The sequence below is a fragment of the Nonomuraea sp. NPDC049400 genome, from assembly GCF_044466425.1.
In the GTDB taxonomy this organism is placed as follows: Bacteria; Actinomycetota; Actinomycetes; order Streptosporangiales; family Streptosporangiaceae; genus Nonomuraea.
In genome coordinates this window covers 128,352-149,012 of the sequence record NZ_JBITMP010000003.1, presented here as the reverse complement: position 1 = coordinate 149,012, position 20,661 = coordinate 128,352, and the positions used below count along the sequence as shown (strand labels likewise).

20 protein-coding genes are annotated in these 20,661 nt (G+C 69.7%); 11 read left to right on the top strand and 9 right to left on the bottom strand.

Annotation, left to right across the window (positions count from 1 at the left end):
• Window positions 1-159: 159 nt before the first annotated feature.
• Window positions 160-741, top strand: coding sequence for a TetR/AcrR family transcriptional regulator (locus tag ACIBVN_RS04580; RefSeq protein WP_397132635.1), 582 nt, complete (start codon window positions 160-162; stop codon window positions 739-741).
• A 36-nt stretch (window positions 742-777) separates the two neighbouring features.
• On the opposite strand, the gene ACIBVN_RS04575 is transcribed toward ACIBVN_RS04580, so the two are convergent.
• Both ACIBVN_RS04575 and ACIBVN_RS04570 read right to left on the bottom strand, forming a co-directional pair.
• Complete coding sequence (locus ACIBVN_RS04575) at window positions 778-2,370, bottom strand: MDR family MFS transporter (RefSeq protein WP_397132633.1); 1,593 nt, start codon at window positions 2,368-2,370, stop codon at window positions 778-780.
• Between the two features lie 268 nt (window positions 2,371-2,638).
• A complete protein-coding gene (locus ACIBVN_RS04570; RefSeq protein WP_397132631.1) occupies window positions 2,639-3,307 on the bottom strand; it encodes a sulfotransferase family protein in 669 nt (222 codons plus the stop codon).
• A gap of 246 nt (window positions 3,308-3,553) precedes the next feature.
• On the opposite strand from ACIBVN_RS04570, the gene ACIBVN_RS04565 reads away from it, so the two are divergent.
• The gene (locus ACIBVN_RS04565) at window positions 3,554-4,171 is read left to right on the top strand and encodes a TetR/AcrR family transcriptional regulator (protein WP_397132629.1); all 618 of its coding nucleotides are present in this window, start codon (window positions 3,554-3,556) and stop codon (window positions 4,169-4,171) included.
• A gap of 121 nt (window positions 4,172-4,292) precedes the next feature.
• On the opposite strand, the gene ACIBVN_RS04560 is transcribed toward ACIBVN_RS04565, so the two are convergent.
• The gene (locus ACIBVN_RS04560; protein ID WP_397132627.1) at window positions 4,293-4,919 is read right to left on the bottom strand and encodes an NAD(P)-dependent oxidoreductase; all 627 of its coding nucleotides are present in this window, start codon (window positions 4,917-4,919) and stop codon (window positions 4,293-4,295) included.
• Between the two features lie 196 nt (window positions 4,920-5,115).
• Between ACIBVN_RS04560 and lepB the strand changes: the two genes are divergently transcribed.
• Window positions 5,116-5,538 carry a signal peptidase I gene (gene lepB / locus ACIBVN_RS04555; protein ID WP_397132625.1) on the top strand — a complete coding sequence of 141 codons (423 nt, stop codon included), beginning with the start codon at window positions 5,116-5,118 and terminating at the stop codon, window positions 5,536-5,538.
• Window positions 5,539-5,665: 127 nt separating this feature from the next.
• Complete coding sequence (gene uidA / locus ACIBVN_RS04550) at window positions 5,666-7,459, top strand: beta-glucuronidase (protein WP_397132623.1); 1,794 nt, start codon at window positions 5,666-5,668, stop codon at window positions 7,457-7,459.
• 384 nt (window positions 7,460-7,843) lie between these two features.
• Here the strand turns inward: uidA and ACIBVN_RS04545 are convergent, their stop codons facing one another.
• The 3 genes from ACIBVN_RS04545 to ACIBVN_RS04535 are packed head-to-tail and all read right to left on the bottom strand — an operon-like array spanning window position 7,844 to window position 12,486.
• Complete coding sequence (locus ACIBVN_RS04545; RefSeq protein ID WP_397132621.1) at window positions 7,844-8,659, bottom strand: SDR family NAD(P)-dependent oxidoreductase; 816 nt, start codon at window positions 8,657-8,659, stop codon at window positions 7,844-7,846.
• Window positions 8,660-8,671: 12 nt separating this feature from the next.
• Complete coding sequence (locus ACIBVN_RS04540; RefSeq protein WP_397132619.1) at window positions 8,672-11,311, bottom strand: family 78 glycoside hydrolase catalytic domain; 2,640 nt, start codon at window positions 11,309-11,311, stop codon at window positions 8,672-8,674.
• 2 nt (window positions 11,312-11,313) lie between these two features.
• Window positions 11,314-12,486, bottom strand: a complete 1,173-nt coding sequence (locus ACIBVN_RS04535; protein WP_397132617.1) for an MFS transporter — start codon at window positions 12,484-12,486, stop codon at window positions 11,314-11,316.
• 283 nt (window positions 12,487-12,769) lie between these two features.
• Between ACIBVN_RS04535 and ACIBVN_RS04530 the strand changes: the two genes are divergently transcribed.
• On the top strand, window positions 12,770-13,747 hold the full coding sequence (locus ACIBVN_RS04530; RefSeq protein WP_397132615.1) for a LacI family DNA-binding transcriptional regulator: 978 nt from the start codon (window positions 12,770-12,772) through the stop codon (window positions 13,745-13,747).
• 16 nt (window positions 13,748-13,763) lie between these two features.
• Here the strand turns inward: ACIBVN_RS04530 and ACIBVN_RS04525 are convergent, their stop codons facing one another.
• Window positions 13,764-14,957, bottom strand: a complete 1,194-nt coding sequence (locus ACIBVN_RS04525) for a family 1 glycosylhydrolase (protein WP_397132613.1) — start codon at window positions 14,955-14,957, stop codon at window positions 13,764-13,766.
• 105 nt (window positions 14,958-15,062) lie between these two features.
• Entirely contained in the window at window positions 15,063-15,653 is a 591-nt protein-coding gene (locus tag ACIBVN_RS04520) for a TetR family transcriptional regulator (RefSeq protein WP_397132611.1), read from the bottom strand.
• Window positions 15,654-15,838: 185 nt separating this feature from the next.
• Here ACIBVN_RS04520 and ACIBVN_RS04515 point away from each other — a divergent pair, with 185 nt between their 5' ends.
• The 4 genes from ACIBVN_RS04515 to ACIBVN_RS04500 all read left to right on the top strand — a co-directional run bounded on the left by ACIBVN_RS04515 (window position 15,839) and on the right by ACIBVN_RS04500 (window position 18,859).
• A complete protein-coding gene (locus ACIBVN_RS04515) occupies window positions 15,839-16,597 on the top strand; it encodes an SDR family NAD(P)-dependent oxidoreductase (RefSeq protein ID WP_397132609.1) in 759 nt (252 codons plus the stop codon).
• A gap of 73 nt (window positions 16,598-16,670) precedes the next feature.
• Complete coding sequence (locus ACIBVN_RS04510; RefSeq protein ID WP_397132607.1) at window positions 16,671-17,885, top strand: cytochrome P450; 1,215 nt, start codon at window positions 16,671-16,673, stop codon at window positions 17,883-17,885.
• Between the two features lie 20 nt (window positions 17,886-17,905).
• Window positions 17,906-18,106 carry a ferredoxin gene (locus tag ACIBVN_RS04505; protein WP_397132605.1) on the top strand — a complete coding sequence of 67 codons (201 nt, stop codon included), beginning with the start codon at window positions 17,906-17,908 and terminating at the stop codon, window positions 18,104-18,106.
• Window positions 18,107-18,214: 108 nt separating this feature from the next.
• The gene (locus ACIBVN_RS04500; RefSeq protein ID WP_397132603.1) at window positions 18,215-18,859 is read left to right on the top strand and encodes a TetR/AcrR family transcriptional regulator; all 645 of its coding nucleotides are present in this window, start codon (window positions 18,215-18,217) and stop codon (window positions 18,857-18,859) included.
• Window positions 18,860-18,907: 48 nt separating this feature from the next.
• On the opposite strand, the gene ACIBVN_RS04495 is transcribed toward ACIBVN_RS04500, so the two are convergent.
• Window positions 18,908-19,645 carry a TSUP family transporter gene (locus tag ACIBVN_RS04495; protein WP_397132601.1) on the bottom strand — a complete coding sequence of 246 codons (738 nt, stop codon included), beginning with the start codon at window positions 19,643-19,645 and terminating at the stop codon, window positions 18,908-18,910.
• A gap of 101 nt (window positions 19,646-19,746) precedes the next feature.
• Between ACIBVN_RS04495 and ACIBVN_RS04490 the strand changes: the two genes are divergently transcribed.
• Together ACIBVN_RS04490 and ACIBVN_RS04485 are read left to right on the top strand one after the other, a co-directional pair.
• The gene (locus ACIBVN_RS04490) at window positions 19,747-20,082 is read left to right on the top strand and encodes a hypothetical protein (protein ID WP_397132599.1); all 336 of its coding nucleotides are present in this window, start codon (window positions 19,747-19,749) and stop codon (window positions 20,080-20,082) included.
• On the top strand, window positions 20,054-20,377 hold the full coding sequence (locus ACIBVN_RS04485; RefSeq protein WP_397132597.1) for a type II toxin-antitoxin system PemK/MazF family toxin: 324 nt from the start codon (window positions 20,054-20,056) through the stop codon (window positions 20,375-20,377). Before ACIBVN_RS04490 ends, ACIBVN_RS04485 begins: the two co-directional genes overlap by 29 nt.
• The last annotated feature ends 284 nt before the right edge of the window (window positions 20,378-20,661 follow it).

Here is a 20,661-nt window from a genome sequence, read left to right as displayed (position 1 = left end):
CCGCCATGGCGAACCCGGACACCGGTCGCGCGCCATCGGCCACTCGCTTCGACTGCGGCGCCGGCGCTATGGTGGCCCCTAAGCGGACTGATGTCCACTACCGGGCTGCATCGGACAGTCATGGCAAAGGGTTTGGACGTGAGCCCGGAAGGAGCGGGAGTGGAGCCCAGGAACGACGGGCCTCAGCGCTCGGACGCGCAGCGCAACCGGGAGCGGATCCTGGAGGTGGCACTGGCCGAGTTGTCGCGTGCCGCAGATGTCCCGCTGAGTGTGATCGCCAAGAAGGCGGGGGTTGGGCAGGGCACGTTCTACCGCAACTTCCCCAACCGTGAAGCGCTCGTCCTGGAGGTGCACCGGCACGAGGTGCAGCAGCTCACTGGCGCCGCGGCGGAGCTACTCAAAACCCTGGCGCCCGACCAGGCCCTGCGTGAATGGATGGACCAACTCGCCCGCTTCGCCGTCGCCAAGGCCGGCCTGTCGGACGCGATGCGGCAGATCGTCGGCACGACGGACGGCCCGGCGCAGCCGGGATACGCGCTGGTGGTCGAGGCGATCGAGACTCTGCTCACGGCCAATCACGAGGCCGGCACCATCCGTCCGGGGGTGACCTTCGACGACTTCATCCTGGCCATCGCCGGCGTCTGGCAGCTCGATACCCGTGGGGACTGGCAAGCCCAGGCCGCTCGACTCCTGGACCTTGTCATGGACGGGTTGCGCGCGGGGGCGCCCGGGCGGGGGTGACGATCAGGAGGTCCGGGCTGGTCGGGGCGGACGGCCTCACCTACCGGCCGAGACCGGCTCGGCATCGGGACTGGCGGCTGGCGTGGCGGCGCTGCGCAGCGGGACCTGGCGGATGAAGAGGGCCACGACGATGCCGACGGCGGTCACGGCCGCGCCCCAGGCGAACAGGGTGGTGATGCCGTCGGTGACGGCCTGCTGGAACAGGTGCTGGGCTGCCTCTGGCAGGGCACGCAGCGCTTGCGGGGTCATCGAGGCGGCGGAGGCGGCCACGCTCTGCGCGGCCGGCCCGGCGCCGGCCAGGGAATCGGCCAGTTGGCTGGTGTAGACGGCGCCGAGCAGGGAGACGCCGAGTGAGCTGCCCATGTTGCGCAGGAAGGTCGACACCCCGGTGCCCGCGCCCATGTCGCGCAGGTCGAGGCTGTTTTGGGCGATGAGGGTGCCGGTCTGCATCAGCGCGCCCATGCCGGCGCCCAGGACCACCATGTAGAGGGTCGTCATCGTGGTGGTGGTGTCGACGTGCATGGTGGCGAACAGTGCCAGGCCGGCGGTGACGAGGATGGTGCCGGCGATGGGGAACGATCTGTAGTGCCCGGTCCTGCCGATCAGCGCGCCGGCGGCCAGGCTGACGATCATGGAGGCGATCATCATCGGCATGAGCAGCAGGCCGCTGCTGGTGGCCGAGGAGCCCTGGACGAACTGCTGGAACTGCGGCAGGAAGCCGATGGCGCCGAACATGGCGAAACCCGAGATGAAGGCGACGGCCCCGGACAGGGAGAAGTTGCGGCTCTTGAAGACGCGCAGCGGCATGATCGGCTCGGCCGCCCGCCGCTGGACGATCACGAAGGCGACGAACCCGGCCACCGCCAGCGCCGCCAGGCCGAGGATCTGCGGCGAGCTCCAGTCGTACTGGGTGCCGCCCCAGCTGGTGATGAGCACCAGCGCGGTGATCCACACCGTCAGCAGCGCGGTGCCCCACCAGTCGATCACCGCCTTGCCGGTGCCCTTGGGCAGCTTGGCCAGGGTGATCCAGCACAGGATCAGGGTGACGGCGCCGAGCGGCAGGTTGACATAGAAGGCCCAGCGCCAGGTGAGGTTGTCGGTGATGAAGCCGCCGATGAGCGGGCCGCCGATCATCGCCACCGGCATGGCGGCCATGATCACGCCCTGGTACTTGCTGCGATCCCGCGGCGGGATCATCTCCCCGACGATCGACAGCACGCCGACCATGAGGCCGCCCGCTCCCAGGCCTTGCAGGGCGCGGAACCCGATCAGCTGCGCCATGTCCTGTGACATCCCGCACAGGACCGAGCCGAGCAGGAAGAGGGCGACGGCGGCGACGAAGGTGATGCGCCGGCCGTACAGGTCGCCGAGCTTGCCCCAGATCGGCGTGGCCACGGTGGAGGCCAGGACGTAGCCGGTGGTCACCCACGCCAGGTGGTTCAGGCCACCCAGCTCGCCGACGATGGTCGGCAGCGCCGGAGCGACGATCATGTTGTCGAGCATCGCCAGCAACATGGCGATGACCAGACCGCTCATCGTCACGAGGATCTGGCGGTGGCTGAACCCCAGTCCGGCCTGGCGCCCCGCCGTCGGGGGACTTGTCGCGCCTTTCGCGCTGTCATCTGCCATCACGTGGGCTCCCGCCACTGCGAAGAAAACTTACCTGCCGGTCGGCAAGCAAATGATGAATGAGGTGTGTTGGGCGGCGCGGAGGCCGACCTTCCGGCCGATCCGTGAGACCTCGCCCTGGCCTGCCATCTGCAGCAGGCCAGGGCGGTTTTACCGGGTCAGGCGTCGGCGCCGGTGACCCGCAGGCGTTCACCTGGGCCACGCGACCAGAGCGATGTCCTCGACGCCGACGCGGTGCATGCGGGCCGGCGGCCCCTCCCCGCCGGCATCATCGGCCGTCGAGGTCGCTCATCCGGGCCCGCATGTCGGCCGTGGTGTTCTCGTGCGGGAACGGCTCGTCGGGAACCGGGAGGTCGAGTGCGGCGCACAACGGCTCCCAGCCGTCGGACGGCTGCCATTCCAGCAGCCGGTGCGCCGGTACGGTGGCACGGACCTCGGCAAGGTGCCGCTCGTAGGCCGCGATGACCTTGTCGCGGTCGTGGGGGTCGCCGAACGCGCCGCCGAACAGGGCACGAATCATCTCCTGCGTGGCGTGAGCCTGCTCGGGGGTGACATGGGCAAGCATCGGCGGCCTGCCGGCGAAGTCTCCGCGCGTCAGGTGGCGTGCCCCTTCCAGCACCGTCCGGTCCATGCTCTGGTACCAGCGCTCGGCGCTTTCCCGCCGAGACAGCAGCACCAGCGCGTCCGGGTACGCGGCGGACAACTCCCGCCAGAACCACGACACCGGCCAGTCCACCCCGGCTGCGTATCCCGCGAGGAATCCGTCCCAGTCCGGCATGACTCCCGCGCAGGCGTCACGCCAGACCGCGGCGTCGTCCGGCCGCTCGAACAACTCCTGCATGTGATAGCAGGGCGCCCCGAGCAGCCGCTCCAACGCCGCCTTCAGCGACGTCGTCCCCGTACGCGGAAACCCCGCCCCCACAACTCGCAAAGCCATACCGGCCCTTCCTGTCTCGATCACGGCGATCGGAGTCGCCTTCGGCCATGTCAGGTCGGCAGACGCTCGGTGACGCGCGGATCGCCTTCATCGGTGTCCTCGTGCAGGGGACCGCCTGACCGCGATCACGGACTTTGTCATGGCCACCTTGCCTACCGGTCGGTTAGTAAGGTACTTGCTGACCGGCCGGTAGGCAAGTGGGGGTAAACTTCTGAGCGGAGCTGAGCTTGGGAGCAAGGAAGAGCGATGACAGAGACGGAACGGATGACGGCCCCGCGGCGCAAGGGCAGCGAGACGCGGGCCGACATCCAGCAAGCCGCGCTGACGCTCTTCACCGAGCGCGGCTACGACGCCACTTCGATGCGCGAGATCGCCGAGCAGATCGGCATCACCAAGGCGGCGCTCTACTACCATTTCGACAGCAAAGAGGCGATCATCCTCAGCCTCTTCCAAGAGAACATGCGCGCGCTCGACGACCTGCTGGACTGGGCCGCGGGCCAGTCACTCACTCCCGAGCTGTCAGCCGAGTTCCTGGGCCGCTGGATTGCCCTGAGCGCCAGGCAGGGACTGCGGACCATGCGGTTCGCCGCCGCCAACCACGCCGCGCTGCGTACGGTGATGCCGCTGCGGCACGGCGGTCCACTGGAACGGGTCGACAGGGCGGCACAGCTTCTCCTCGGCCCCGACGCGCCGATGACGGACCGGCTGCGCATCCGCATGGCCCTGCTCAGTGTGCACAACGCCGTGATGGCCGCCCAGGGCACCGAGGCCACAGACGACGACATCCTCACCATCGCCACGCAGGCGGCGACGCTGCTGGTCGGTGACCTGTTCCCGGCACCGCGGCTCCCCGCCCCCGAGTAAGCGCGCAGGACTTGGCGGCCAGTTCCTCGATCTTGCCCGGGCGGGAATCGATCAGACGGACGCGGTGCATGATGGAGCAGCGCCGCAGCTAGTCGCGTGAGGTGGGAATCGGGGTTCTTCCTCAGTCCGTGATGACGGCGTCGCGGTGGATCCACTCGGGGCTGTGGGCCGCCTTGTACATGAAGTCGGCGACGTCCGCGCGGCTGATCGTCGGGTTGCCCTTCATCGGGAGACGGTCGCCGGCCAGGTAGGTGCCCTTGGCGGGGCCCTTGGTGAGCATGGTCGGGTAGACCAGCGTCCAGTCCAGGCCGCTGGAGCGGATCTTCTTCTCGGAGATCTCCTTGTTCGCGTAGATGTTCCGAAGGAACGTGCGGTACATGACCTTCTGTACGGCGCTCGCCGACCGGTAGGTGTCACCCACGCCGAACGACGACAGCCATACCAGGCGGGAGACGCCCTTTTCCTTGGCCGCGCCGATCACGGCCGCCGCGGCACGGGCGAACAGGCCATCGGCGCGCACGGATGCGCTCCTGCCGAGGGCCGAGATGACGACGTCCTGTCCGACCATGGCCTTCGCGACATCGTTGTGCGAGGTGGCGTCTCCGGCGACCACGGTGACCTGATCTGCCAGGTCGCGCAGCGCCTCCGGCCTGCGTGCCAGGACCGTGACCCTGTCGCCGGACCGCAGGGCCAGGTCGACGACGTGGCGACCGGTGGGGCCGGTCGCACCCAGGATGAGCAGATTCATGGCAAGGGAACCCTCCGTGTGCGTGGGCAGGTGCGGGGAATGCCTTCCGTCACTGCCGACGGCGTTCGTGGCGTAACACAAGACCTAAGCGGACATCTGTCCGGTACGACGCAACGTACCGGACAGTTATCCGGTTAGCAACCGGACCTGCGGTCGCGGGCTCGCCGGCTCAGCTCTCGGCGGTTTCACCGTCACCATGCCGAGCGAGTCCATGGAGCCGACGATCAAGAAGGGGGCAAGTCTGTCGGCCCGGCGGACCAGCGACTACACCCCCCGTCTCGGCGACATCGTCGTCTTTCGCACGCCCGAAGGCTGGTCCAACACCACAGCGGGTGACGAGCGCGTGGGGCGGGTCATCGGCCTGCCGGAAAGCACGGTGAAATGTTGCGACACCAGGGGGCGGCTGGAGTTGAACGGCAAGGCACTCGACGAGCCGTACCTGGCGCTCCCTTCCGCCTCCCACGTGACATTCGACGTCCAGGTCCCGCGCGGCCGGCTCTGGATCATGAACGACAACCGCCACGTCTCCCGGGACTCCCGCGCTTACCGGGACGCTCCCGATGGCGGAACCATCGGCATCGCAGACGTAACGGGCGTGGTCGACGCACCGGCCCGATAACTCTGCTTTTCGGTGCGCTCCCCTCTCACGGGTTCCTGCGGCTCGCCGGCGCATAACTGAAACTCGTATTGCTATTCGACTTTCGATGCTAGGGTGGCCGTCAAAGACGCGCCAAGGAGGCATTGCGATGCTGAGGCCACGTGCCACCGCCACCCGTGAGCTGGTCAATCTGGATGGTTTGTGGCGGTTCGCCGTCGATTCCGCCGTCGGCGAGCGGCCGTGGAGCGGGACGCTCGACACCCCGCTCGAGGCCGCGGTGCCGGCGAGCTACAACGACCTGTTCACCGACTCCGCGATCCGCGATCATGTCGGCTGGGTGTGGTACCAGCGGACCGTGCGCGTGCCGCGGGGCTGGGCGGGCGAGCGGGTGTTCGTGCGCGTGGACGCCGCCACGCACGAAGGGCAGGTCTACGTCGACGACGTCCTGGTCGCCGAGCACGTGGGCGGCTACACGCCGTTCGAGGCCGACATCACCGAGCACGTGGCGGCGGGCGCGGAGTTCAGGCTCACCATCGGCGTGAACAACGAGCTGACCAACCTCACCATCCCGCCCGGCACGATCACCGTCACGCGGGACGGGCGGCGGCAGCAGACCTACCTGCACGACTTCTACAACTACGCCGGGCTGGCCCGCTCGGTGTGGCTCTGCAGCGTTCCCGGCGTGCACGTCGAGGACATCACGATCGTGACCGGCGGCGAGGCGGGCACCGGGACGGTTGCCTACTTCGTCCAGACCAGCGCCCCCGCGGACGTCCGGGTCCGCGCCCTGAACGCCTCGGGAACGGAGGTCGCCAGAGCCGAGGGCGCGAACGGCGTGCTCCGGATCGAGAACGTGACGCTGTGGCGGCCCGGCGCGGCCTACCTCTACGACCTGGTCGTCGAGGTGCTCGACGGTGACCGGGTGGTCGACACCTACACCGAGCAGTTCGGCGTGCGCACCGTCGAGGTCCGGGGCACACAGTTCCTCATCAACGGCGAGCCGTTCTACTTCACCGGCTTCGGCAAGCACGAGGACACGCCCGTGCGCGGCAAAGGCCACGACGACGCCTACCTCGTCCACGACTTCCAGCTCATGGACTGGATCGGCGCCAACTCCTTCCGCACCTCGCACTACCCCTACGCCGAGGAGGTGATGGAGTTCGCCGACCGGCACGGCATCGTCGTCATCGACGAGACCGCCGCCGTGGGGCTCAACCTGGCGGTGCAGGGCGGGCTCACCGGCGTACCGCCTCAGCCGACCTTCTCCCCGGAGACCTTCGGCGAGGCCACCCGCGAGGCGCACGCCCAGGCGATCCGCGAATTGATCGCCCGCGACAAGAACCACCCCAGCGTCGTCATGTGGTGCATCGCCAACGAGCCGTCCTCCGCCGAAGAGGGCGCCCGCGAGTACTTCGAGCCGCTGGTGGAGCTGACCCGCAAACTCGACCCCACCCGCCCGGTCTGCTACGCCGCCGTCATCTTCGCCACGCACGAGAACGATCGCCTCGCCGACCTGTTCGACGTCCTGTGCATCAACCGTTACTACGGCTGGTACATCGCCACCGGCGATCTCGCCACCGCGGAGACCTACCTGGAGCACGACCTGCGCGGCTGGGCGGAGAAGTTCGGCAAGCCGATCATGATGAGCGAGTACGGCGCCGACACCATGCCCGGCCTGCACTCGGTATGGGACACCCCGTGGACCGAGGAGTACCAGCAGGCCTACCTCGCGATGCACCACCGCGTGTTCGACCGGATCGAGGCGTTCGTCGGCGAGCACGTGTGGAACTTCGCCGACTTCCAGACCTCCCACGGCATCCACCGCGTGGACGGCAACAAGAAGGGCGTCTTCACCCGAGACCGCAAGCCCAAGGCCGCGGCCCACGCGCTGCGGGCGCGCTGGAAGCCGCTCGCGGGCCGCAAGCCGTCGAGCACGCCGTAGCCGCGCCGTAGCCGCGCAGTAGCCGGCCGGACGCCGCAGGTCTCGCCAGGAGTTCGACGCACGGCGCCATCACCGCGGGCGGCCAGCCGCGCGCGGCCCCATCACCGCGGGCGGCCTACCCGCGCACCGCACCATCGCCGCGGGCGGCCAGCCCGCGCACGGCGTCCGGTTCGGCCACCACGTCCACGCCTTCGGATGGGCCGAGCCGCCCGACGGCGCCCTCGCCTTCAACGTGCTGTGGGGCCTACTCGAGCTGTATCGGGTCACCGTGACCGCCGATGCGGGGCAGTGGCCTCCGTACGGCGATGCCGGCATCGGCCGCGTCCAGTACCCAGCGTTGATCACGGCGCGGGTCCGCGGCCGGACGGGCAGTCCTCGGGCTGGTCAGGCGGTGTCGCCGCCGTCGGCGAGCAAGGTGCTGCCGGTCATGAAGGCGGACAGGTCCGAGGCGCAGAACAGGACGACGCGCGCGATGTCATCAGGAGTGCCGACCCGGCCGATCGGGCTGTTCAGCATGAGGTCGGTCGGCGGGACGTCGTCGAGGTTCACGCCCGCGGCCGCGGCCATCATCATGTTGCCTTCCGTGGGGACGAAGCTCGGCGCCACTCCGAGCACGCGGATGCCCAGCGGAGCGAGTTCGAGTGCCAGCTCGCGGGTGAGGCCGCGGACGGCGTGCTTCGAACCGACGTAGGCGGCCAGTCCCGGCGCGCTCCCGCGGAAACCGGCGGTCGAGACGATGTTCACGATGACACCGCCCGTGCCCGCGGCCGACATGCGACGTGCCGCCTCACGCGCGCCGACGAAGACGCCACGCGCGTTCACGTCGAACACCTGGTCCCACGTCTCCTCGCTCATCTCCAGCAGGGGGACGGCCGGGAAGATGCCCGCGTTGTTCACCCAGACCTCCAGGCCGCCGAGCGCGGCGACCGCGCGGTCGGCCGCCGCCGCCACGGCCGCCGCGTCAGTGACGTCCATGGCGACGCCGATCGCGCGCACCCCGTGGCGCTCGGCGAGCTCCTTGGCCGCGGTCACGGCGGGCCCTTCGTCGATGTCGCCGATCAGCAGGTCGGCTCCCGCCTCTGCCAGGCGCGCGGCGATGGCCTTGCCCAGCCCACGGCCGCCTCCGGTCACGACCGCACGCCGCCCTCGCAGAGAGACGAGCTCGGCCAAGGGCTTGCCCGACACATCGGGAATGGGCATGAATGATCTCCTTCAGAGGGGACGGCGCCGGGAGAAACGACCCGGGCCGGTGTGGAACGTGCTGCCGTCCGTGAACCGGATCTCCGCCTCGGAGCCTCCGGGCACGTCGACCGAGATGGTCAGATGACCGTCCTCGACGCGCCAGGCGACGGCGATCCGGCCCTGCGGACTGTCGAAGGTGCCCTCGGCCCAGGTGATCGCCTTGGTGAACGCCGGTGCGACGACGAAGGACTCCCAACCGGCGGAATCCGCCGCCTGCCGCAGGCCGAGGGTGTGGGTGTGCAGGAAGCGGACGACCGCGCCCTTGCTGTAGTGGTTGAGCGAGGCGGTCGCGGCGCCGTCCTCTGACACGCCGTCCCAGTCCTCCCAGATGGTCGTCGCGCCCCGGTCGAGCATGCCCAGCCAGGACGGGGAGGTCCGCCGGCACAGCACCGAGTAGGCGACGTCGGCATGGCCGGAGTCGGCGAGGACGGGCAGCAGGTCCGCCGTCGAGAGGAAACCCGTGCCGAGGTAACCGTCGGCCGCGTCGATCAGGTCGACGAGGTGGCGGGCCGCCTTCTCGCGCAGCTCCCCGGGGACCAGGTCGAAGGCCAGGGCGCGCACGTAGCTCGCCTGCGTGCCCGCCTTCGTCCGGCCGTCGGCGTCCAGGAACTCCGTCTGCCAGGCCTGGCGCACCCGATCGGCCGTCTCGCGGTAGCGGGCCGCGTCTCCGGCATGGCCGAGCACGTCTGCGACGGCGGCGAGGGTGCGGGCGGAGCGGTACAGGTAGGCGGTGCCGACCTCGCCCTTGTCTGCCGTGTACCAGGCGATGGGGTCGCTCATCACGGGGTCGATGAGGGTGCCGTCCGCCGCGCGCCGCTTCGGCTCCAGCCATTCTCCCCAGTGGAAGGAGCCGTCCCAGATGAACTCCTCATGGGGCAGGGGCTCGGCCGACCGTTCGGCACGGGAGGGGTGCCGGGAGTCGCGCGCGGTCGTGAGCGCCCATTCGACCCAGCGGCGCATCGCGGGCCAGTTCTCGGCGAGAGCGGCGGTGTCGCCATAGGTCTCGTACAGCACCCACGGGACCAGGACGATGGCGTCGCCCCACCCGGCCGAGCCGGTGATCGCGTCCGCCATCGGATCGTCGTGGATCTTGAGCCGGTTGGCGTCCGGTGAGGAGTTCACCACGCGGCCGTCGGCGAGCTGGTCGTCGCGGACCGAGCGCAGCCATTTGCGGCTGAAGCCGTCCACGTCGAACAGGCGGGCGGCGGTCGGGGCGAAGATCTGGTAGTCGCCCGTCCAGCCGAGCCGCTCGCGTGTGGGGCAGTCGGTCGGGATGTCGACGGCGTTGCCGCGGAAGCTCCAGCGGGCGGCCTCGTGCAGGCGGTTGAGGTCGTCGTCGCTGCAGGCGAACGTCGCGGTCGGGCGCAGGTCGGTGTGCACGACCCGCAGCACGATGCCGTACGGGTCCAGGTCGCCGCCGGCGCGGCGGACGCGGGCGTAGCGCAGGCCGTGCACCGTGTGCCGGGGCTCGAACACCTCGCCGGCTCTGCCTGAGGAGACGACCTCGTCGCGTTGCACGAACGGGATCGCGGCCTCGCCCGGCTTCTGGCTGTCCAGGTGGGCCGTGGTGAGGTCTCCGGCCGGGTCCAGGTGCTCGCCGTGGTCGATCACCGTGCGGGTGCCGGCGGGGCCGAGGTCGGTGAGGGTGATCCAGCCGGAGGCGTTCTGGCCGAAGTCCACGATCCACGTGTCGTCGCCGTGCCTGGTCACCGAGCGTGGGGCGAGCTGCTCGACCCGGCGCACCGGCGGGGCCGGCGACCAGGAGATCGGCGGGGCGTCGACCGCGTCCACGAGGACCGGCCGGGCAGGGCCGGGCGGGGCGGTGAAGTCGGTCGTCTGGCCGTTCATGAGGTCGGCCGCGACGATGTGGCTGCGGCGCGAGGTCCAGCTCTCACCGGTGACCGCGACCGTCTCGGTGCCGTCGGCGTAGCGGACGTGGAGCTGGAGCCGGGCCGCGGTGGCCGTGCCCCAGCAGTCGCGTTTGCGCCAGGTGCCGACGCTGCCCCGGTACCAGCCGTCCGAGAGCAGGATCTCCAGGTCGTTGGCGCCGCCGCGCAGCAGCTCGGTGACGTCGGCGGCCTGGGCGTGGAGGGTGTCGCCGTAGGAGGTGGAGCCCGGCGTCAGCTCCGCCGTGCCCACTCGCGTGCCGTTGACGAACGCCTCGTAGACGCCGAGCGCGGTGGCGTACAGCCGGGCCTGGGCGATGGCGTCGCGCAGGTCCACACTGCCGGCGAGGACGTAGGCGGGACGGGCGTCCTCGCCGTCCTCCTGCGGGGAGATCCAGCGGGCCGACCAGTCCCGGTTCAGCAGGCCCGACTCGAAGGCGTGCCAGGACGACCAGTCCGAGTACTGCTCGCCACGTCGGATGCGGACCCGCCACTCCACGGACTGGCGGCTGCGCAGCGGCGGCAACGGCCATGCGACGAACAGGTGCCAGGCGGAGGCGACGCCTGCCAGCGCCCGCTCCTCGCCGTCCACGCGGAACTGCAGGTCGTAGCCGTCCTGTCCGCTCCACGCCGGTGGCAGCTGCCAGGACAGCGGCGGCCGCTCCTCGGAGACCGGGAACTGGTCGCCGCCGGCGGCGATCCGAAGGTCGTACGGCGCGCTCATGCTCAGCGCACCCCCTTCACGCGCGTGAACACCAGCAGCCCGCCGATCAGCGCCAGCGCCGCCCCCGCGAGGTAGAGGAGCGTGTAGTTCTTGTCGCCGCCGCTCGCGCCGATGCCGATGAGGAACGGCGCGATGAGCGGCGCCATCGCGCTCGGGAGCTTGTGCGCGAACGACACCACCGCCATGTACCGGCCGGCCTCCTCCCGGCTGGGCAGCACGGCGAGCACGATCGCCTGGTCGACGGCGCTGAAGAACGCGATCGCGAGCTGCATCAGCACGGACCCGATCATCAACACCGGGAAGGAGTACGCGAAGGCCTCGACCAGCCCGCCCGCGACGAAGAACAGCGCACCGATGAGGGCGAACAGTTTCCGCCGGCGCAGCTTGTCCGACAGGAAACCACCGCCGATCGCGCCGAAAGCCGCCGCGACGACGCCGAGGACTCCGATGACGGCCACCGCACCCGCGACCTCCCGCACCGGCAGGTCCAGGCGCTGGGCGTAGAAGAAGGTGGTGAACGTCGTGTTGAGGTACAGCCCCATGAAGAACATCAGGCGCCCCAGCCAGTTCCAGCCGAAATCCGGGTACTTGCGGGGGTTGAAGACGTAGCTGGACGCCAGCGTCCGCATCGACACGGGCGTCGTGTGGACGGCGCCATGCGTGTCGTCCTCCTTGCCCACGACGAGGAAGACCGCCAGCAGCGCCGCGCCGATGAGACCGGGCAGGACGAAGACGAGGAATGTGTTGCCTGTGACGGCGGTCGTGATGCCGACCCCGATGATGGGGGCGATCTGGCCGGTCAGCCCGGTGAAGCCGCCGATCTTGCCGCGTTGGGCGTCGGGGATGCGGTCGGCCTGCACGTTGAGTATCGCCTGTGAGGCGGTCGCCCAGCCCAGCATCGCGAGGATCCAGCCGGCTCCCACGAGCAGCAGGTTCGGCGCGACCGCGATGCCGACCAGCGCCACGAGGCCCAGGACCAGGCCGGCGAGCATGAAGGGGCGGCGACGGCCCAGCCGGGTGCGGGTGCGATCGCTCCACACGCCGAGCAGAGGGCTGAGCACGAGGTAGATGGTCTGCGCGGTGCCCGTGACGTACCCGAGCACCTCCTCGTGTCCGGGGGCGAGTTCGTCGATCCGCACCGCCAGCGAGAACGACAGCGGGACCACGAATGCCATGGAGATGCCGAAGTTGGCGGGCCATCATCCAGAAGATGTAGCCCGCGCTTGCCCTCGGCAGGTCGTCGGATGCCTCGGTGCCGAGCGGTCCGAGAGAGGGGGGAGTGGCCATGAACACCCTTCCTTAAAGAAGTCAGGGCCAGAAGAAACTGCAGCTCGCTACTTAAGCGCATTAGTAACTTACCGTTGGCTGACGTCCAGGTCGCAAGACATCTCCCCGTAACGACTGCGCAACGAGACGCCGTTCACATATGTGGCCGGCAATCTTCTACGATGAGCCGACATGACTCGTCCTGCGAAGCGGACCACCATCGCTGACGTCGCCCGTACGGCCGGCGTCTCCGGAGCGACCGTGAGCTTCGTGCTCAACGACACGCCAGGGCAGTCGATCCCCGAAGAGACCAGGCAGCGCGTCCTGGAGGCGGTCAGGCAGCTCGGCTACCGCCCTCGCGGCTCGGCCCGCGCGCTGGCCTCCGGGCGCAGCGACGTCGTCCTGCTGTCCATCCCGCACCTGTCGATCGGCCCCGGGATCACCCGCTTCGTCGAGCAGTTCGCCACCTCGCTGGCACACGCCGGCCTGACCTTGGTCACCCACCTGGCCGGGGCACCCGGGCGGTCGCTTCCCGACGTCTGCGCCGCCATCGACGCCTCGGTGGTGGCCAGCCTCGATCCGCTGGACGACGAGACCGCCCAGGCCCTGCGCGGCGCGGGCGCGGACATCGTGTTCACCACCGAGTTGGCGGCCCACTCCATCATGCGGCGCACCGGCCGTCGCCAGGCCGAGCACCTCATCGCGCTCGGCCATCGGCGCCTCGGGTACGCCCTGCCCCAGCATGCCCTGCTTCGCAAGATCGCCGATGAGCGGCTGCACGGAGCTGCCGACGCCTGCGCGCAGGCCGGCCTCGAACCCCCGCTGGCGCTCGAGACCAAGCTCGACACCGCCGCCACGGCACGCGCCGCCCGGCGCTGGCGACGCGAGGCGGTGACGGCGGTGTGCGCCTACAACGACGAGATCGCGATCGCCCTGCTGGCGGGCATGCGCCAGGCCAGGCTCACCGCTCCCGGCGATCTGGCGGTCATCGGCGCCGACGACATCCCCCTCGCCCAAGTGGCCGATCCGCCGCTCAGCACGATCGCCTTCGACCTGGAGAAAGTGGGCCGGTCCCTGGCGGACGCGGTGGTGGCGAGCCTGTCGGGACGCGAACCTCAGCCGGCGCCCGCCTCGCTGGAACCGCACGTCATCCAGCGCGCTTCGACCTGATCCCGGGCCGAAGCGCTTACGCGAGCCCGCCACGGCGGGCAACCTCGCCCAGCCAAGCCAGGCTCGGCTTGGGCTTGCGCTCGAACGTCTCGCGGTCCACGGCCATGAGCCCGAACGTGGGCCCCCAGTGACCCCACTCGAAGTTGTCCACGGCGGTCCAATGGAGGTAGCCGCGCACGTCGATGCCCTCGTCCATGCAGTCGAACAGGTGGCGCAGGGCCTCGGAGGTGTAGGCGATGCGGCGGGTGTCGTCGGGGGTGGCGATGCCGTTCTCGGTGATGAGGATCGGGGTGTGCCCGGTCGCCTCCCAGGCGTGGCGGACGGCGATGGCGATCGCGTCGGGCCGGTAGGCGTTGCCGGTCATCGTGTTGTCCGGGCTCTGCGGGTGCGGCACGACGCCGTTCTCGTCCACGGCCTGGCTGGAGTAGGACTGCACGCCGATGAAATCGTCGCCGCGGGCGGCCTCCAGGTAGAGGTCCTCGCGGATGTACCGCAGTTCGCGGAGCTTGTCCTCGTTGCCCGGCGTCGCGGTGAGCGCCTGACAGGCCACCGTCCAGCCGACCGACGCGGAGGTCTCCTTCTTCAGGACCTCGCGGGCGGCGTCGTGTGCTTCGGCCAGGCGGTGGCCGACCTCCGGGTCGGGGTTCGGCAGCACCGGGCGGGCCGCGCCCTCCACGGTCGGGCTCATCCACGACTTGGCGTCGCCGGACTGCGCGACCCTGCTCATGGTCACCATCAGGGCCAGCATGTTCGGCTCATTGATCGTGCAGACCCACTCGACTCCGTCGAGAATGCCCGCCACGGCCTGGACGTAGGCCCGGAAACGCTCGATCGCCCGCTCGCCCATCCAGCCCTGCTCCTCGGCGAACCAGCGCGGGTTGGTGAAGTGGTGCAGGGTGATGACCGGAGTGAGCCCCAGGTCGAAGGCGGTGTCGATCATCCTGCGGTAGTGGGCCAGCTCGGCCCGGGAGAACTGCCCCGGAGCCGGCTCGATGCGGGCCCACTCGATCCCGAAACGGTAGGTGTCGAGTCCGGCCTCCGCGAGCAGGCGCATGTCCTCGGCGTAGCGGTGGTAGCTGTCGCACGCGTCGCCGCTGCGCTCCATGCCCGGCATACGCTGCTCGAGAACCCACCAGTCGCTGTTGACGTTGTTCCCTTCCACCTGGTGTGGCGCGGTCGCTGCTCCCCAAAGGAATCCGGGTCGGGTCATCGGTCGATCCTTGCTCGAGACTGCTGAGTCGGCACACAGTAACATCGAAACTCGAATCGCGATACTATTTTGAGCGCCGAGGGGGCCTCTCAAGCGATGCCTGCCTCAGCGATCAGAAGGAGCGGGCGGCGCGGACCCCCGGGGATCGCACGCGATGCCCGAAAAGAGGAGCAGCCATGCCCGCTCAGCGGTCTCGCGCCGTTCGGCCGCCGGTATCTTGGCCAGCAGCGCCGCGATCATGCCCATGGCCGTGACCAGGTCCTCGGTGGTGACGTACGCGCGCACGCGGCCGGCCTCCCTCGCCTCGGCGAGCAGGTCGCGCAGCAACGCCGCCACCCGGTCGCGCACCCGGGCGATGCGCGGGTCGACGGGAGCGCTGACCATGCCGACGAACGCGGTCGAGGCGATGGCCTGCTCGGTCATCAGCGCCAGCATGTCGTCCAGGGTGGTTCCGGGTTCGGCGGCGAGCGCCTCCAACTCCTTGACACCTTCCTCGAAGACGGCCAGCGCGAGGCTGGCGCGGTCGGGGAAGTGCCGGTAGAGGCTGCCCTTGCCGACACCGGCCGTACGCGCGATCGAGGCGAGAGGCGCGTCGTATCCGTCTGCGGCGAACCATTCGCGGGCCGCAGCGATGAGCGCCGCCCGGTTCTCCGCCGCCGCGCTCGGTCCTCTGTTGGGCCGCCGGGTGTGGGACATGGTGGCTACGGTAGCAACCGGACCCCATAGTCCGGATTTCTGTGGCATCCGCTCGACATGTGCCGATGGCAGCGGCTACGGTGCATCCGGACCCCATAGTCCGGTAGCGGTGCCATGTCACCGCCATGCCCCGGAACTCCCTCTCGAGCGCCGCCGTCGCCGATTGACCCCGAAAGGACCTGCATGTGACCACGCAAACCTTTGACGACCGCGTTGCCCTGGTCACAGGAGCAGGCTCGGGAATCGGCCGGGCGATGGCCGTCGCCTTCGCCAAGGCGGGCTCGCGGGTCGTGGTCTGCGACATCCACGCCGACAGCGCCGCGAGCACCGCCGCCGACATCGGCGACGACCTGGCCGTCGCCGTACCCGCCGACATCGCCGACCAGGACTCCGTGGCCGGGCTCGTCGACGCGGCGGTCAGCGCGTACGGCCGTATCGACGTGCTGTGCAACAACGCCGGGATCATGGACACGATGGCGCTGCCCGCCGACGTCACCGTCGAGCAGTGGGAGCGGGTCCTGCGCGTCAACCTGACCGGCACGTTCCTGGTCGCTCATGCGGTCCTGCCGCACATGCTGCGCCAGGGCGGCGGCGCGATCATCAACACCGCCTCCGAGGCCGGGATCAGGGGCGGCGCGGCGGGCGTCGCCTACACCGCCTCCAAGCACGGCGTCGTCGGCCTGACCCGCAACATCGCCTGGGCGTACGCCAAGGACGGCATCCGCTGCAACGCCATCCTCCCCGGCCCGACCATGACCGGCATGGCCGCCACCGCCACCTTCGACGAGATCGGCCTGACCCGTCTTGCTCCGGTGCTCGCCCTCGGCGAACGCATCGCGCAGCCGGAGCAGATGGCCGAGGCCGCACTCTTCCTCGCCTCCGACGCCGCCTCGTTCGTCAACGGCGCGATCGTGCCCGTGGACGGCGGCTGGTCCGCGGCCTGAACGCCGTCGGGCGGGCCTCGCACCACTCATCCAGCAACCTGACAGCGAAACACCACTTCCGAGGAGAAGTCGAATGAGCCAGAGCGAGCAAGTCCTGGACTATCCGATCCCGGCTCCGGCGGCGCTGGAGCCGCCCGCGGAGTGGGCCGAGTTGCGCGGTACGTGTCCGGTGGCGCACGTGAAGCTGCCCAGCGGCGACCAGGCGTCTCTGCTGACCCGGTACGAGGATGTCAAGCAGGTCCTGGCCGACCCGCGCTTCACCCGGCTGCTCAACGCCCCCGACGCGGCCCGCCTGTCGGCCACCGACGACGGCGGGCTGTTCAGCAGCGAGATGGCGGCGATCATCCCCGACGGCGGGGAGGAGCACCAGCACTGGCGGCGGCTGGTCGGCAAGTGGTTCACCGCCAAGCGCATGAACGCGCTGCGGCCCCAGATGGCGCAGATCGCCGCCGACCTGATCGACGACATGGTCGAGCGGGGCCAGCCCGCCGATCTCAAGGCGAGCCTGGGCTTCCCGCTGCCGGTGTACGTCATCTGCGACATGCTCGGCGTGCCCGCCGAGGACCGGGACCGGTTCTCGTACTGGTCGGACACCCTGCTCAACCTCACCCGCTACGGCAAGGAGGAGATCGAGGCCGCCCAGGCCGAGTTCTTCCAGTACATGTCCGAGCACCTGGCCGCCAAGCGGGAGCAGCCCGGCAGCGACCTGCTGAGCGAGCTGATCGCGGCGGGCGGCCCCGAGGACGGCGGCCTGTCCGACATCCAGCTCCTGGTCACCGGCATGGCGCTGCTGGTCGCGGGGCACGAGACCACCGCCAACATGATCGGCAAGATGGTCGCCATGCTGCTGGCCGACCGCAGCCGGTGGGAGGCCCTGCTGGCCGACCCGTCGCTGATCCGCACCGCCGTCGAGGAGTCGCTGCGCCTCGACGCCAACTCCGGCTTCGGCCTGCCCCGCTACCTGAAGGAGGAGACCGAGGTCAGCGGCACGCACCTGCCCAAGGGCACCACGGTGGTGTGCAGCATGGCCGCCGCCAACCGCGACGAGAGCGTCTTCGGCAACGCGGCAGAGCTGGACCTGACCCGCACCCCGAACCCGCATCTGGCCTTCGGCTCCGGCGCCCACTCCTGCCTGGGCCAGGCGCTGGCCCGTACCGAGCTACAGGTCGTCCTGGAGGTGCTGCTGCGCAAGTTGCCGGGCCTGGACCTGGCCGTGCCGGTGGAGGAGCTGGAGCGGGTCGAGGGGCTGGCCGTCGGCGGCCTGCGCACGGTCCCGGTCCGCTGGTGACATCGCAGAGAGGGATCACCATGAAAGTCATCGTCGACGAGGACAAATGCTGCGGCGCGGGCCAGTGTGTGCTGCTCGCCCCGGAGGTGTTCGACCAGCGTGACGACGACGGCATCGTCATCCTGCTGGAACCCGAGCCGGCCGCGGACCGGCACGCCGCCGTCCGCGAGGCCGCGGCCGTCTGCCCTGCCGCCGCCATCGAGGTGAGCGAGCAGGCGTAACCCGTTCCACACCCGGCCTGGCGAGCAATCCGCGCTCGCCAGGCCGGCGGCGCGATACCATAAAACCCGAATAGGAGTACGAATTTAAAATCCCTGCCGGAGGAAGCCGTGACCCAGAGCACCAGCCGCGGGCCCTACGCCAAGACGGCGGCCATCCGCCGCCGGGTCGTCGAAGCCTGCGTGGATGCCTTCGGCCAGACCGGTTTCTACGGCGCGACCATGAAAGACATCGCCAAACGCGCCGGCATCAGCTACACGGGCCTGCTGCACCACTTCTCCAGCAAGGAGGAGCTGCTCGCGGCCGTGCTGGCGCTGCGCGACGAACGCGGCACCGCCTACCTCGAATCGGCACACGCCCTCGACCCGACCGCCAACCCCGTCGAGAGCCTCAGGGGCATGCTCTCCGTCATCGTGGACAACGAACTGCAGCCCGGTCTGATGGAGTTGCACTGTGTCGTGTCGGGGGAGGCCACCTCTCCCGACCATCCGGCGCACGCCTACTACGCCGAGCGCTACCGCATGCTCCGCCGCTTCTTCGGCATGGCCTTCCAGTCCCTGGCCGAACGCGGAGAGCTGCGCTCGTCCAGCGATCCCGAGACGCTCGCCACGATGACCATCGCGCTCATCAACGGCGTGCAGGCCCAGTGGCTCTTCGACCGCGACTCGGTTCAGATGGAGCGCGCGATCCGCGAGTTCCTGGTCGCCGCCGTCCCCGCGCTCGGCACGAGCCGAAGCGCCGACGCGCTGCCCTGACCGCGTGGGCGCAGCGGTAACCGGCTTGGTCACAGGTTCAGCCGAACGTCAGGTGAGCAACCCGGTCATCACGGTCTGCACGATCAGCGCCAGCGCCGAGGCGGCCGCCACGACCAGGACGGCCACTCGCACCTTGCCGCCGTCGAGGAAACGCCGCAGCGGCCCCGATGCCAGGAAGCCCAGCAGCATGGGCACGATCAGCGCCGCCCCCGTCATCAGCGCCCGAGCCGGGAGCTCGTCCACGACCGCGAGGACGACCAGCGACTGGGCGGCGCTCAGGAAGAAGAACATCGCCAGCGTCGCCCTGATCTGCGGCCCCTTGGCGTGCTGGTAGACGAGCCCCATCGGCGGCCCGCCGATGCCCGTGGCCGTCCCGGTGATCCCCGAGACGAATCCGGCGGAGGCGATCGTCAGCCCGTTACGCGGCACGCTCAGCGCCCTGGCCGTCAGCGCCACCGCGATGAGCACCATGACCGCGACGAAGACACCCCTGGCGTATACGGAAACGTAGACAACGACGACTGCACCGACCACACCCCCGGGCAGCCTTCCCAGCACCGCGAAACCGAGCCCGCGCCAGTCCACCGTCCGCCACTCGGCGGCCAGCGTGAACAGCGGCAGCGTCATGTTGACGACCTGCATGGCGCCCGGCATGAGGTCGGGGCCCAGCATGGTGAGCACGGGAGCGGCGACCAGCCCCAGCCCGAAACCCACACCACCTTGGACAATCGCCCCGACGAAGACCGCCAGACCGCCAATAATCAGCACCGATGCCGCATCAGTCATGGACGAGAGTCAATCACCCTTACTCTCTGTTGTGATTACTACCGCGAGAGTGACATCGAGCGTGTAACCTCTTCCCACGACGCCGACGTAGTGTCAGGAGTATGCCGATGAAGCCCAAAGCGACGAGCATACGCGTCAGCGTCAAGACCAGAGACAAGATCGCAGCACTCGCGAAGAAGGCAGGTGAACCCATGACCGCGATCATCGACCAGGCCATCCGGGAGATGGAGAAGAAGCAGCGCTGGCAGCACGTCGCGGAGCAGATGGAGCAGACACGACGAGAAGATCCGCAAGCCTGGGCCGACTACCTCGCCGAATCGGAGGTGGTTCAGGGCAAGCCGTCACGCTCCACCCGCATCGCACCGGAGTGGGAGGGGCTCATCACGTTCCCCGAGGAGAGAGATGAGGGTGATCCAGGGCGAGCTCTGGCTCGCTGACCTGGGCGAACCCGTCGGCCGCGAGCAGGGCTTCCCCCGCCCCGTGCTCGTGGTCAGCAACGACGAGTTCAACGCCGCAGCCCCAGTCAAGATTGTCGTGCCGCTGACGACGACCGACAGGGGATGGGACAATCACATCCACATCGGCTGCGCTGGCACCGGTCTGGAGAAACCCAGCTGGGCCATGGTCGAGCACGTGCGCAGCGTGTCCCCGCAACGGTTCACGAAGAGGATCGGGATCGCTCCCGACGACGTCGTCCGCGAAGTCACTGACTGGATCGTCGACTCAATCTAGTGAGAGTTTGCCGCCCGGCGAAATAGCAGTTCGCCGGGTGGCACTCTCATCGTGCCACACGTCGCCGATTGTTAAGCGCAATCCTCCCGCTCCAGCACCCGGTGCCCGCGAGGCCGATCTGGTCGGTGGCGATCCTCGCGGGATTCATACCGCCGGCCACCCACCGCCACCGGACGACGCCCCGATGACGAAGAGCCGCCCGGCGGGGGGTGTCCCGCCGGGCGGCTCTCCTCTGTGTCGGGTGGTTCCCCCGATACGGGCGCGTGAGGATCGCGCCCAACCCC

Coding starts and splice junctions, on each gene's coding strand:
- ACIBVN_RS04560 (WP_397132627.1), bottom strand. CDS start 4,919: ATGAATCTGCTCATCCTGGGTGCGACCGGCCCCACCGGTCGCCACGTC.
- ACIBVN_RS04570 (WP_397132631.1), bottom strand. CDS start 3,307: ATGGCTTTGCGAGTTGTGGGGGCGGGGTTTCCGCGTACGGGGACGACG.
- ACIBVN_RS04520 (WP_397132611.1), bottom strand. CDS start 15,653: ATGTCCCACACCCGGCGGCCCAACAGAGGACCGAGCGCGGCGGCGGAG.
- ACIBVN_RS04495 (WP_397132601.1), bottom strand. CDS start 19,645: ATGACTGATGCGGCATCGGTGCTGATTATTGGCGGTCTGGCGGTCTTC.
- lepB (WP_397132625.1), top strand. CDS start 5,116: ATGCCGAGCGAGTCCATGGAGCCGACGATCAAGAAGGGGGCAAGTCTG.
- ACIBVN_RS04545 (WP_397132621.1), bottom strand. CDS start 8,659: ATGCCCATTCCCGATGTGTCGGGCAAGCCCTTGGCCGAGCTCGTCTCT.
- ACIBVN_RS04565 (WP_397132629.1), top strand. CDS start 3,554: ATGACAGAGACGGAACGGATGACGGCCCCGCGGCGCAAGGGCAGCGAG.
- ACIBVN_RS04535 (WP_397132617.1), bottom strand. CDS start 12,486: ATGGCATTCGTGGTCCCGCTGTCGTTCTCGCTGGCGGTGCGGATCGAC.
- ACIBVN_RS04505 (WP_397132605.1), top strand. CDS start 17,906: ATGAAAGTCATCGTCGACGAGGACAAATGCTGCGGCGCGGGCCAGTGT.
- ACIBVN_RS04525 (WP_397132613.1), bottom strand. CDS start 14,957: ATGACCCGACCCGGATTCCTTTGGGGAGCAGCGACCGCGCCACACCAG.
- ACIBVN_RS04490 (WP_397132599.1), top strand. CDS start 19,747: ATGCCGATGAAGCCCAAAGCGACGAGCATACGCGTCAGCGTCAAGACC.
- ACIBVN_RS04540 (WP_397132619.1), bottom strand. CDS start 11,311: ATGAGCGCGCCGTACGACCTTCGGATCGCCGCCGGCGGCGACCAGTTC.
- ACIBVN_RS04510 (WP_397132607.1), top strand. CDS start 16,671: ATGAGCCAGAGCGAGCAAGTCCTGGACTATCCGATCCCGGCTCCGGCG.
- ACIBVN_RS04575 (WP_397132633.1), bottom strand. CDS start 2,370: ATGGCAGATGACAGCGCGAAAGGCGCGACAAGTCCCCCGACGGCGGGG.
- uidA (WP_397132623.1), top strand. CDS start 5,666: ATGCTGAGGCCACGTGCCACCGCCACCCGTGAGCTGGTCAATCTGGAT.
- ACIBVN_RS04530 (WP_397132615.1), top strand. CDS start 12,770: ATGACTCGTCCTGCGAAGCGGACCACCATCGCTGACGTCGCCCGTACG.